This is a genomic window from Brasilonema octagenarum UFV-OR1, assembly GCF_963888615.1.
In the GTDB taxonomy this organism is placed as follows: Bacteria; Cyanobacteriota; Cyanobacteriia; order Cyanobacteriales; family Nostocaceae; genus Brasilonema; species Brasilonema sennae.
In genome coordinates this window covers 1-12,301 of the sequence record NZ_CAWPKW010000095.1, presented here as the reverse complement: position 1 = coordinate 12,301, position 12,301 = coordinate 1, and the positions used below count along the sequence as shown (strand labels likewise).

The 12,301-nt window shown below is 39.3% G+C and carries 11 protein-coding genes; 6 read left to right on the top strand and 5 right to left on the bottom strand.

Annotation, left to right across the window (positions count from 1 at the left end; genetic code table 11):
• Positions 1–197 precede the first annotated feature (197 nt).
• A complete protein-coding gene (locus AC5590_RS07465) occupies positions 198–1,565 on the bottom strand; it encodes a pentapeptide repeat-containing protein (RefSeq protein WP_169268410.1) in 1,368 nt (455 codons plus the stop codon).
• Between the two features lie 636 nt (positions 1,566–2,201).
• Between AC5590_RS07465 and AC5590_RS07460 the strand changes: the two genes are divergently transcribed.
• From AC5590_RS07460 to AC5590_RS07435, 6 genes are all read left to right on the top strand, one after another.
• Positions 2,202–3,107 carry a hypothetical protein gene (locus AC5590_RS07460; protein ID WP_169268409.1) on the top strand — a complete coding sequence of 302 codons (906 nt, stop codon included), beginning with the start codon at positions 2,202–2,204 and terminating at the stop codon, positions 3,105–3,107.
• Between the two features lie 219 nt (positions 3,108–3,326).
• Positions 3,327–4,649 carry a CHAT domain-containing protein gene (locus AC5590_RS07455; protein ID WP_246163158.1) on the top strand — a complete coding sequence of 441 codons (1,323 nt, stop codon included), beginning with the start codon at positions 3,327–3,329 and terminating at the stop codon, positions 4,647–4,649.
• 27 nt (positions 4,650–4,676) lie between these two features.
• Positions 4,677–8,510, top strand: coding sequence for a HEAT repeat domain-containing protein (locus tag AC5590_RS07450; protein WP_169268408.1), 3,834 nt, complete (start codon positions 4,677–4,679; stop codon positions 8,508–8,510).
• Positions 8,511–8,586: 76 nt separating this feature from the next.
• Positions 8,587–9,663 carry a VMAP-C domain-containing protein gene (locus AC5590_RS07445; protein ID WP_246163159.1) on the top strand — a complete coding sequence of 359 codons (1,077 nt, stop codon included), beginning with the start codon at positions 8,587–8,589 and terminating at the stop codon, positions 9,661–9,663.
• Positions 9,664–9,832: 169 nt separating this feature from the next.
• A complete protein-coding gene (locus AC5590_RS07440; protein WP_169268407.1) occupies positions 9,833–10,084 on the top strand; it encodes a hypothetical protein in 252 nt (83 codons plus the stop codon).
• Positions 10,085–10,153: 69 nt separating this feature from the next.
• Entirely contained in the window at positions 10,154–10,318 is a 165-nt protein-coding gene (locus AC5590_RS07435) for a hypothetical protein (RefSeq protein ID WP_370460850.1), read from the top strand.
• Positions 10,319–10,325: 7 nt separating this feature from the next.
• Here the strand turns inward: AC5590_RS07435 and AC5590_RS07430 are convergent, their stop codons facing one another.
• The 4 genes from AC5590_RS07430 to AC5590_RS07415 all read right to left on the bottom strand — a co-directional run bounded on the left by AC5590_RS07430 (position 10,326) and on the right by AC5590_RS07415 (position 12,208).
• Positions 10,326–10,520 (bottom strand): hypothetical protein, encoded by a 195-nt coding sequence (locus AC5590_RS07430; protein ID WP_370460848.1) that lies wholly within the window; start codon positions 10,518–10,520, stop codon positions 10,326–10,328.
• The gene (locus AC5590_RS07425) at positions 10,498–10,905 is read right to left on the bottom strand and encodes a PIN domain-containing protein (protein WP_318284480.1); all 408 of its coding nucleotides are present in this window, start codon (positions 10,903–10,905) and stop codon (positions 10,498–10,500) included. The genes AC5590_RS07430 and AC5590_RS07425 overlap by 23 nt, the downstream gene beginning before the upstream one ends.
• Positions 10,906–10,994: 89 nt before the next feature.
• Positions 10,995–11,570, bottom strand: coding sequence for a leucyl/phenylalanyl-tRNA--protein transferase (aat, locus tag AC5590_RS07420; protein WP_169268406.1), 576 nt, complete (start codon positions 11,568–11,570; stop codon positions 10,995–10,997).
• Positions 11,571–11,611: 41 nt separating this feature from the next.
• On the bottom strand, positions 11,612–12,208 hold the full coding sequence (locus AC5590_RS07415; RefSeq protein ID WP_169268405.1) for an RNA-guided endonuclease TnpB family protein: 597 nt from the start codon (positions 12,206–12,208) through the stop codon (positions 11,612–11,614).
• Between the last annotated feature and the right edge of the window lie 93 nt (positions 12,209–12,301).

Below are 12,301 nucleotides of genomic sequence, written 5' to 3'. Positions count from 1 at the left end.
GTTGCTGAATCAAGATATGAATTTTAAAATTCCCATTGATGTAGAGACGTTGCATGCAAGTCTCTACAAGGTTACAGGAAAATGAACATCGTACTACAACCATAATTCATTGCCAAATTCAGCAACGCCAGAAAATAAATGCATTTCCCCTCACACCCTTACACCCTTACACCCTTAGTTTCGGTCAAGTCTTTTGTCTAAATTGTTGAGAATTTTGATGATGTGCGAGTAAATTGAGTAAACTCCCCATCTTCAAAAGTTTCTTCCCAGTTGCTGGGTAAACGATGGGGATTAGGATTATCTTTTGTGGGTACGCACAGAAAAATATACTCACACTTAACCCCATCTAGCTTCGTTTCTGGTGTTACGCCCCAGTTCCCGATGTATGCGCCTGTCAGAATTGCACCTCTAAAATCAGTTCTATCTAATTGTGCTCTTGTCAGGTTGGCTCTAGAAAAATCAGCATCTTGTAAGTTAGACTCATTCAGCACAGTTGCAACTAAGCTAGCATCTGCAATATTTGCTCCTTGCAAATTGATACCTTGCAGATTCCAGCCATCAAAATTTTGGTTTTGTAACTGTTTTGTCACCAATAGTTGTCTGATCTTTTCATCCTTAAGATAAGTTGTCCTAATATCAGCCAGATTCAGCTTTTTCGCTTGAAACCAACAGGTACGTGCCAAAATAGATTTTTTAAAGGTAGTGTTTTTAAGTCTTGCCTGCGTAAAGTCCGCATCTGTCAAATCACTTTCTTGAAAATTTGTAGCGTGCTTTGTCACCAAACCAAGAGCAAGATTGCTAATCCAGCTTTGCTTTTCATCTTGATATAAGCCACGGCTACTCACATCAGCAGACACAACTAAGGTTAATATTGCTACTACAGAGGCTGGTATTGCTGCGACGACACCAGCTATCTTTACAGCGCCTACAACTACTACTCCCGCTACAGCCCCTGCGACTGAGACTGTCAGCGCGACTGCCAATAACCCAGCGATAAGTCCTGCCACCACCGCTGCCCCGGATATGAGCACTAGCCCTGTTGCAGACACTATAACTGCCACAGCCCCGGTGACGACTACCGATACCACAGCTGCCAATTCCATCACCCGTGTCTGAGTGCCTGTCCCAATCCATGCTACAGCCACTATCCCAGCCCATACGACTGCTGCAAGCCCACATCCTATAACAGCCGCTGCCAAAAACCCACAGCCTGCTGCGACTCCTCGGCGCATAGAGATGAGAAAAAATATTAACAATATTATTGAACTGATGACAGTAACATAGACATTTTGACGGTTGCCATCAACTAGAATAAATCCTAGCAACGAACCACCAACAGCCGATAGCAATCCTGATACTGCCGATAGCAGTAACGCAAATATGACTAACGCAAATGCCCAACGGCGTTGTAGTCCTGCTTGCGCATGGCTGAAGTTTGCTCCTCTGAGTGTCGCACCTGTAAAGTCAGCACCTCGGATATCGCAATACGAGAAGTCCGTACCTGTTAAGTCTTGCCCTTTAAAGGATTTGCCTCTTAGCTTAGCATTACGGTAGTTTTGAGCCACGTTTAATTACAATTAAATTGGGTACCTTTAACTACTAGTTGTAGGATATCAGTTTTTGGCAGATTTAGATAACAGATTGGCACTCACGAGGTTGCGATTTCTAAAAATGAGCCAGCCTTGCCAGTTCGGGGCTAGCGCCCCAAACTGGGCCTGATCTCGACTTTATCCAATTAAGCAGCGTAAACCTTATTATTTGGCAAAAGTTATAGCTTGGTGGCAAAAACTTTTTCCTACATTACTCATTTTGCCGAGTTTGAAAAAGTCAAAGTCTAAGCTATGTAAGGGTTTTAACGTATGCGAGGGCATTGCTTGAAAATGGATAAAGTCGAGCTGAGAGGATGTCTGAAAAGTATATGAAAGGTATATTTTGTCATTCTCAGACAATTGGAGTTTAGACTAATTTTTGATCTCAAACAGCAAAACCCTTATCCAGAGTGGCTTTCCCAATTTATAACAGCTTTATAATTCCGAAATCTAAAATGTTTGCAGTTATACAATAGTTCTAGCCTAAAAATAGAATTTAGTCTAAACTCCAAAAATTTTTAGGAATCGCAGTATCTACCTTTGTAGATTCTGTTGGTATCGTTAAATGCTTATTTATTCAGAACGGAAGTTTCAACAAAGGAGATAGTGCAGATGAACGATGAGCTAACCCCTGCAAACCCAGAACAGACGGATGCTTTATTATCTGACTTGCTACAAGAAGTTCAAAAATGGGAGGGAACTCTCGCTGGTGGTACAAAACTAGGCATTGGGGCGGAAGCTGTTGACAGTCTGTTTAAAACAAAGGTCAGTTTTGGCAATCCTCAAGACAAGTTAATTCGCCTCACAGAGAAGACATTTAAAAATAGTGGCACCGAATTGATTGACATTTACAAGCAACAGATGCGCGACCAGTTCGATTTTTATTACATGACTCATACAGTAGATTTACGCCCTGAGCGAGGCGCTCAGTTTTGGCGGTTAACCTGCGAGCTAGATTTTGGACCCAAAGGAAGCAAACAGCCAATTATTCAAAGCCTCTTCCCAGCCGATAAATGGCGTTCAGTGATGAGTTTTGGTGTAGGGATGGATGTGGGCTTGGGTGGTGACTTGCAATGGAGTATAGGAATCGATAGCTCCCAGTTGGCTCAATTTTTACCATCGATTCCTGATAACCTGAAAGCAAACGTGTCCACTAAAAATAATTTCAAGGCTTTTCTAGCCGTCCCAGCTTACGACTATCAACTTGGTTGTTCAGAAATTATCACTAATGGCGAAGGTAACTCTCTGTGTTACTGGCGTATTAATGATGACAATTTACAACGAATTGGGACGGCAAAATTTGCAATCGTCTTTAAAGTGCCCAAGGGAACTGATTCGATAACTGTGCGGGGTACAGTATGGGCTGAACCGAAGATGAACTGGTTAACTTCTACTTTAGAAGATGTAGCTGCTGCCTTGTCGGAGCGTTTTCAGAGATTGTTGGGACAAGGTGATGACGCTGCAAGCCAATTCGCCCGTGGTGATGCCGAGTTATGGAAGCTAACCCTTCCTAAATAAACCAAACTAAATCAGCATCACAAAAAGCAAAACCATACTCATATCTTGCACCTATCCGTAGAAAACCGTACAATCTAAAAATATGTATAATAAATCTACATGATTTTTCTGGGCTTTTTTCGATCAACAAAGGATTTTTGCTTGAATACTGAGTGACAAAACACTATCAATATTTCTTGGTGCAAGATGTGAGCATACCTAAAATTAATTATTTTCTATATGATGGTTGCAAAAAATTACTATATTTACCGCATTCGTGTAGCTAATGACGCGCGTGTGCAGGTACAAAAATGGAATGCTCAACATGAATCTAAGGGTGAACCTTCTGGTAACCTGCGCTATAAGGAGAAGCAGGAAGAGATTAAACAGCTTTTACAGATTGTTGGTAACAATGAACTGAAGAACTCGAAGCAGGCACGTACCCTTGGGGAAGTATTGTTTGAAGTTCTTTTTGACAGTACACTGCGTCAGGATTTTGTGAATTTTCATTTCCAGGTAGTGCAACAGGAAAAGCAATTGCTACGGGTAGAATTAGATATTGACGAACAAGGAATGCCTGAATTGGCTGCGTTGCCTTGGGAGTTTATGTGTTTACCTGCAAGTGCAAATTTGGGTGAGATTTGGATTGGCACAGATCCTTACCTAGTGTTTTCCCGCCGCCGCGCTCAATGGAACCCAGCACCACCAATTCAGCTTGAGCGTCGGGAGAAATTAAGGATTGCATTGGCGATCGCCGCACCGAAGGATTTGGGTACAGTTGAGTATCAAACAGTAAAATCGGGACTGGAAGACTTAGCGAAGGAGCAATCTGAACGTATTGAGTTATTGCCAATTGTCAATCCAGCCACTCCTAATGCTATTGATGCTCTGTTAGAAAAACAGCCCCATATTTTCCACTTTATCGGTCATGGTCGTTTGCAAGATGAGGATGGGGAAGAAGTTGGACAAATTGCTTTAGTAAAAAAAGTATTTAACACAGCATCATGGGTAGATGCTGGAGGTTTTGCTGAGTTACTAAATCGACATCGCCCAGGTATTGTATTGTTGCAAGCTTGTGAAAGTGCAATGTCTTCTACATCACAAGCTTTTGTAAGTGTAGCTTCGAAAATTGTGCAGCAGAATATACCTGTAGTCGTGGCGATGCAATACGAAGTATCTAATTTAACGGCAAGTCAATTTGCTTACGAACTCTACGAGCGATTAGCCCAAGATAGTCCGGTAGATATTGCCGCACAAAATGGACGACGTACAGTTGCACTCGATACACAGTATCGCAAACGCGATTTTGCTACCCCTGTCATCTTCATGCGTGTGCAGGATGGGTATTTATTTAAACGTCAGAGTGCGGAAGATGAGATACAGGGTGATAAGGTTTCAAGCGAATCTAGCCAACAGCCTGCTGCACAAGGCGGAACTCAGATTACCCAAAATGTGCAGCAGTATGGAGATAAAAGCAATAACTTTGGTCAAGCCAGTAATTTTAGGATAGGAGATGATTATTATCAGTCAGAATCATCTAAAAACAAGAATTATAAAAAATAAGATATTGGCTAGCAAGGAAGGAACAGTGTGGCTAACCATAATAATCTGAGTAACATTATTGAGCGTATCCTTAACGGAAGTCACACTAAGGAGGATATTGCCCAACTGCGGCGATCGCTCAAAATAGTTGACGGTGTGGTACAGTCAGTATCCCAAAACGGGAAGTTCAACACCAACATTGGGCAGATAACTGGGGGAGATATTCACTTTGGCGATCGCATCTACCAAGGCACTGATGCTGAAACCATCAAAGAGGTTTTGTTAGAAGTCCTGCAAATTCAATTTCCGCAACCCCTATCTCTTAGTCAAGAAGAACAACAGGAAGCAATTTGTCGATTTTTGCAAGATGTTGAGCAAAAGTTCAACAAAATTCGATTGTTTCACACTCAGTATGAGATTGTACTTAAAGAGCAGTACATTCCGATTCAAGTCACCCTTGAAAGGAAATACAAACATGAGGTGGAAACGACTTGGAGTTATGTAGAGTTGGAAGCAGACCTCAAACGCATTTACGCGCTCAAAGGTTCTGATGAAGAATCAAAGGGAACTGTTGTTAACTGGGAATATGCCAAAAAGGAAATAAAAAAAGAAACTAAACAAGAAAATTACAAAATAATGGTGTTGGCAGATCCAGGGATGGGAAAGTCTACATTGTTGGGAATGGAGGCAGTAACCTTCGCCCAAAAAGAACGGCAGAAGTTTGAAGGCAACAGAGAACTAAATGAATTAATCCTACCACTATTTCTGCGGCTATCCGAGTTAGCCAAGCATTCCAAAGAAGTAATTGATGCAGTTGTAGAATTAATTGAGCGGGATTACCCTAATACGGCACCACCCATAATTTATTTACTTAAGGAGAAATTAAAAAAGGGGCAGTGTCTATTGTTGTTGGACGCACTAGATGAAGTTCCCAAAGTTGAACGCAACAGGATTGAACTTAGAGAAAGGCTGAATCGCTTTGCACAGAATTATCCTTGTCCAATCATTTGTACTTCTCGAATTGTGGGCTATGCTGGCGCATTAATAGATGGGGCGAAGGAAGTAGAAATTGTCCCGTTTAGCGATCAGCAGATTGAAGAGTATATCAGAATTTGGTTTACTAATGCAGACGAATATTTAAGGAACAAGTCAGTGTGTGCAACGAAATTAATTCGAGAGTTGCACAATAAACCCCAAATTAGAGGATTGGTACAAAATCCGCTTCTATTGTCATTGATTTGTAGTTTGTATCAAGAGCAAGGATTAACACTGCCCTCTCGACGCGCTCAGGTGTATGAGAAAGCTTTTGAGTATATGCTAGGGAAATGGAGCCAAAACCGCAATGAAGAATCTGAGGGTAAGATAAGAGCAAAACTACGGTTGTTGGAATATCTAGCTTACTACTTTAGTGAAGAAAGTCAAGAAATATTTGAGTTTGACGATCTTTACGATCAAATTGAAGAATACTTGCAAGCAGAAAGAGTCCCATCTGATTTTAGGAATGTTTCGGCAAGTGAGCTAATTACAGAACTCTCTGAACAGAATGGCATTTTGCAAAAGTTATATGTGGAAAGTGACGAATATTTATTCCTGCACCGAACTTTTCAGGAGTATCTGACCGCATGTTATTTGGAACGAGCAAAGAATGGAATTGAATTAATTAAGAAACATCTTTGGGACTACGAGTGGCACGAGACTATTAGCTTGATGACAGGCTTGATGAAAAAGCCAATTCCCTTATTGCAAACAATTCTGAATGAAAAGGACGATATTTTTCAAACCTTGCTATTACTGACAGGACGCTGTGTTGCTGAATGTAATGAAACTTCGCATCCACTAATTGCCGAGATTATCAATCGCATCCACCAGTTTTGGGAAAGTTATGCGGATACTGCTGAATTTATTCGTCCAATTATGGTGGCGTTGGGACAAACACAACCCTATATGCTTGAGAAACTACGTCAGACCCTTCGCAATCCTAAACCTACCAAGAAAGCAGACATATCAGCAAGAAAGCCTTTGTTAATAAATCCAAATTATAGTTTACTACTAGAAACACTACCTATTATGGGTAGAATAGGAAACTCAACAGTAGTTACCGACATTTATTCTGCGCGTCAGTATGAAAAAACAGGCATTAATGAAGAAAAAACAGATGGATTCGTTGATAGAGCAGTTGCAGATGCACTAGAAACATTAGGTACTCCTGACGCTTTACATACTTTGCTATTTATGTATAACGGTGACAAGTTTGTAGGTAGACGGCGTAGGAGAGCCTGGAGAGGAATAGGTGTTGAGGCTTTAATTACTGTCATTACTGATCGAAATATTGATGGTTTTGTCAGAATGGAAGGGGCTTGGATTCTTGGTGACATGGGTAATAGTCAAGCCTTGGAAGTTTTACCACGTTTACTTATGGATCAAACAGAGGATGTTCGAGTACGTGGTCAAGCAGCTGTTGGTCTAGGTAGGTCAGGCAAGCCAGAAGCCTTTCAGTTCCTTATGAATGCTTTGTCTGACCCCAATCAAGAAATTGTTAATAAAGTTATTTGGGCATTAGGTAGATTAGGCAATCAAAGAGCAATATCTGCACTGATAGCAACTTTAAGGACAACACGAGATAGTCAGCTTATAGAATCTATTATGACTTCGCTGAAAGAAATTGGTGGCGAAAATGTAGTTAAGTCATTGCTTAACTTTCTAAAAGATGAGAGTTTTTCTGAGAAAGTTTTAGTAATTAAAACGCTAGGAAATCTTAAGAGTCCTCATGCAATCCCTACCCTTGTACAATGTGTTGATAATGAACAATTGCGAGAAGGTGCAATTTCAGCCTTGAGGACAATTGGTGTTTCTAACTATCTTGTCTTATCATCATTAGCTAAGTACATAAATGATAAAAAATATCGACGGCAAATCTTTTATACACTGATAGAAATTGGTAGTTCTGAATCAATAGCACTCTTGGCAGAACATTTAGGAAAAAAGGACGAGTTGGCAAGCGAAACTATCTCTCAAAAACTATGCTATTTAGGCTCACCAGAAGCCTTGCAAATACTGCTATCTGCAATGGTAAGTGATAATCAGGCAGTACGAGAAACAGTAGCTTCATGCTTAATGATGTCATCACAGTCTCGTAATAATCCCCAAATACTTCTGGCAATGGCACGATTTTCTAAAGATAGCAATCCCCAAGTTAAGAAACAAGGAGTTTATGGACTGCTTCAGGTTCATCCCTCTCAAGCAGTTGATGAAATACTCGAATCTATAAATCACCAAGAAACTCAGGATTGGGCGCTTGAATTATTGGGTAAGCTAGATAATGTAGCGCTAGCTAATAAACTAATCCAGCTATTACAAAAGACATTCGAGCAAATTAACGGTGAACTTCGGTATCGTGTTCTACAGCAAGTCATTAGTTCGCTTTCACAGATCAAAACTCCACAGGTAATTCAAGCTTTAGTTAGCTTGTTAAACGAACAAGATGCAACTATTAAAAGTCTTGCTGCCCATACCTTAGCCAAGTTAGGTTGTCTTGAATGTATTAGCGTACTCAAGTCAGAGTTAAACCATAATGACCAAAGCATTCGTAGTCAAGCATTTAAGGATTTAGTGAGTATTAATGCTCCCCAGGTCTGTGATGTGTGTATCGAGATACTAAATAAAAATAACTCTGATTCTTATCGAGAAGAAGCTATTTCAGCCTTAGAAAGGATGGCTACCGTAAATCATCTTGAACGTCTGATTCAAAACTTAAAAATAAATGTGTACCAACCTGATATCTTTCTCTTGATTAGACGTTTGGCGATTCGGTTTAGTAAAGAAGGAGTCCCATTTATTCCAGTTTATCCAGAAAACGTAAAAGGGATAAACGATAAGGAATGAAGGAAATAGTGATCTGCTAATGCTTCGACATTAGTTCATATAACTTAATTATTGCCTAGATTTTTGAAGGAATAATTTGGCTGATCAAGATATTCTGAATCAAATTCTTGAGCGTATCCTTAACGGAAGTCAGACTCAGGATGATATTGAACAACTGCGGCGATCGCTCTCGGCAGACAATCTGCAAATTGTATCACAACTAGGTAGATATAACGTTAATATTGGTGAAGGTAAAGAAATACATATAGGCGATCGCATTTACAACCAGTGGAATAAGGAAGCGATGGAAGCCCTAGTTAAAGCGATTCAAGAAACAAGCGGTATTCATCAAAATACTCAAGGTGGAGATGCAGCTGCAAGAGATATTGATAAACGTAATATTTACGAAAATTGTACATTTATTCAATTACTGGCTAAAGACACTAATTTTAGCAATCATTCTCAAGAATCCTTAAAAGATTTAGATTTTTCCGATATCCCTCAAGAAAGTATTCAGCAAGCATATCAAGACGCTTTACCTCCCGATGCTAGTGTGTGGAATTTAAAGGGAAATAATATTACACAAATATTACAGGAACTTGAGGAATTTAGAAGATTATTTGAATTTTTTAATCGGTTAAGTCAAGATGAAAAAGTTCCTCAAGAAATTCGTAATAAACTGAGTATCCTTGCTGAAGGAATAGCATCAAAAAAGTATCCAGAAGAGAATAAAGATAAATACTCAACAGATTTTTTTTCTAACAAAGAAGGACAGCTTGAATCCTATTTAATAGCTACCATTGAGCGTTGTGATGATGACAATGAGCAGTTTTTACTAAATGCTTGGTTAATTATTGATGACTCAGTACCGGTAAACGACTTATCCAAATTTATATCATTACTTGACCAAAATGAACAGCAGGAGGGAACATTATGTAAATTTAATGACATACCAAAACAACTCAACAAATTTCTGAAGACAAGTCTAAGACATCTTCGAGGTAAACAATATCAGCTAATTATTGAGGTATTTTTACCCAGTGATTTAATTAGTACAGAGGTAGATCGCTGGAAAATTTCTGACCCGATAGTAGAGGAAATAACTTTGGGGATTAAGTATCCAATTCGACTGCGATCGCTAGAACGTTTGAATCCTCACATCTTGCACCAATAAAAATTGATGTTTTTTAGTCACTCAGTATTAAACAAAAAATCCTTTATTAATCGAGAAAAGCCAAGAAAAATTATGTGGCTTTATCGCACATCTTTTTAGCTTGTACGGTTTTTTACGGATAGGTGCAAGATATGAGCTATGGAATTATCGTCATAAAGTAAAGAAATTAATGGATTTAAAATTTCCAGAAACACAAAAAGTCTTTGAAAAATGGAGTCAATTATGGGGATGTAAAATTACTTATTTTGCTTGTTCTTCTTTTGGTGTTATGGGACAACCACCCAGACCAAATTTTACATTTATTCGCACAGATGAAAGAGGAACTATTGGGGTAATTCGTAATTCATCACAATGGAAACCATTTGGTTTATTAGCACCCATTTATTGGCTGCATACAGGTAAACATGACCCTCGATTATAACAATAGAAATACCCCACCAACTAGGCTACCTGATTACGCTTAATTGCCTTTTGACCAAATTGCTAATCTATTGTTCACAAGTATTCAATAACACATATTGAACATATTCAAGAAATTCTGTATCGAGTTGAGAATGGACAGCAAACCGATGAAGATATATCATTTTTACGTCAGTTACTTCTGGCTGGCGAGCGCCAATTATCTTCAATAGCCAATTTAATTTCATCAGCATGAGTGTTTGTTATTCAACTTTTTTTTGTTTAACATAATTACGGAAATCATCTATTGTGAGTTGATTGAGCCATTGATGACGTTCTCTGGTATAGTCACCATAACCCACTTCTAATTGCTGTAAAAATCTCAGCGTTCCTGCTACCCCTAAAGCATCAATAAGAGCTTTATATCCTTGTTGCCTAATTTCCGTCAGTTTCATCATTATCATTCTCTGTTTGCAAAACATTCATTAACCAAATCGTAGGGTTTTCGACTTCTATGTTCAAAATACTTTGAAATTTTTTTGCTTTCCGAAGCAGTCGATCATCAGTCGTCAAAAATACATCAGGATCTCCAGCTTCTGCAAAAGCCAAATGTAACGCATCGTGAAATTTAAAACTCAACTTCATTAATTCTTCTGCTCTCAAATCAAGATTTTCAGTTGATTGAATATAAATCTTGGCTAAATTTAGTATCGATTTGACCTGTTGTTGTTTAAATGAGTCTGAATGTTGACTAACTTCAAATTCAATAATATCGCTATTCATCAATATCCACTTGCCATCTTCGCAATTTTGAATAATCTCCGTTACTGCTTCAGCCTCCATACGCATCCGAAATTGTTCGAAATTGTCTAGAGTTCAATTCAAACAACAAACATCGAGATAAATTTTGTAAATTTTACTCATGCTGTATTCTAAAGTAGAGAACAAGAACGATGCAAAGCTTTATCAAGTAACACCATGTACTCATCATCTTTCACCCCATAAGCACCAAACCTCTCCAAATGGGGATTCATCATCTGAGCATCAAACATCACAAATCGCTTTTTCCGCAACATTTCCACCAACTTCACCATAGCCACCTTTGAACCTTCCGGGATGCGGTAAAACATCGACTCCCCAATAAAAGCACCCCCAATCACAATTCCTAAAATTCCCCCAGCCAGTTCATCCCCTTGCCAAGTTTCAAAACTGTACGCCCACCCCGTCTGGTAAAGTTCCCAATAAATCTGTTTTAACTCTGGTGAAATCCAAGTTGATTCTCGGTTAGCGCATCCAGCTACGACGGCTTTGAAATTGCGGTTAATCGCAATGCTAAAACGCTCTTGATTCAGAACACGCTGTAGGGACTTGGGATAGCGAAATCTTTGATCTAAAGGAATGAGAGTGCGATCGCGACTCCCATACCACCCCAAGACATCATTCTCATCAGCCATGAGAAAATAACCTTGAGCATAGCCTTGAATAATAGTGGCAACATCATATTTCATAGAAATAAGGAATATAGTTCCAAAAAGCATAGACAAATATCTCATGCCGCTTGTTTATCAGGTGTAACGCTGACTGGGCGAACTACAACACCCTCTATCCCTTGGCTAAAAGCTGTCGGGATTACTTTTCTCAAAATATTGAAACTAGCATTGACATCGGCATGAATCAAGACACCAGTACCAGAACGGTAAACTCCTCTTTGAATACGTTTACCGCTAAATGTAACTAGTTTGCAGTGAGCTTGGACATATACTGGAATTGGGTCAAATTTGAGAAAATCAGCAAGACTAGTGTAAGACTCTTCATGAATAATCGTTTTAATTCCCACAAGTCGCGCTTTGTAACTCAACAATTCGACAAAGCTAGCGTGAGGAATAAAAACAAAATTTTGATTGTTTCGTTTCCCCATAAGGACTTGCTGTTTCCAAAATGGATTTTGACCAATTACCAAAGTGCCGATTTGATTCGCAATCAAGTGGTTGATAATTAATCTACTGGCTTTGTGCAGATAATCATCCACTTGAAAACTACGTTTTTTTGATAACTGTTGAATCCGTTTACTTGTGTGCTGCGAACCTTTTAATTGAGATTTTAGTTTAGAAGAGCGCTGATTGTAATATTGGTTGATTGATACCAAATCCGGATATAATACCCCCTTTATTATTTAGTCCGCGTAGGCGGTGAGACAGCGCTGCAGGAGGGTTTCCCGACCTAGGCGACTGCGTAAGCG

Bases quoted from the DNA above. Each gene is read 5' to 3' on its own strand.
- AC5590_RS07460 (WP_169268409.1), top strand. From the start codon at position 2,202: ATGAACGATGAGCTAACCCCTGCAAACCCAGAACAGACGGATGCTTTA.
- AC5590_RS07455 (WP_246163158.1), top strand. From the start codon at position 3,327: ATGATGGTTGCAAAAAATTACTATATTTACCGCATTCGTGTAGCTAAT.
- AC5590_RS07440 (WP_169268407.1), top strand. From the start codon at position 9,833: ATGGATTTAAAATTTCCAGAAACACAAAAAGTCTTTGAAAAATGGAGT.
- AC5590_RS07430 (WP_370460848.1), bottom strand. From the start codon at position 10,520: ATGATGAAACTGACGGAAATTAGGCAACAAGGATATAAAGCTCTTATT.
- AC5590_RS07425 (WP_318284480.1), bottom strand. From the start codon at position 10,905: ATGGAGGCTGAAGCAGTAACGGAGATTATTCAAAATTGCGAAGATGGC.
- aat (WP_169268406.1), bottom strand. From the start codon at position 11,570: ATGAAATATGATGTTGCCACTATTATTCAAGGCTATGCTCAAGGTTAT.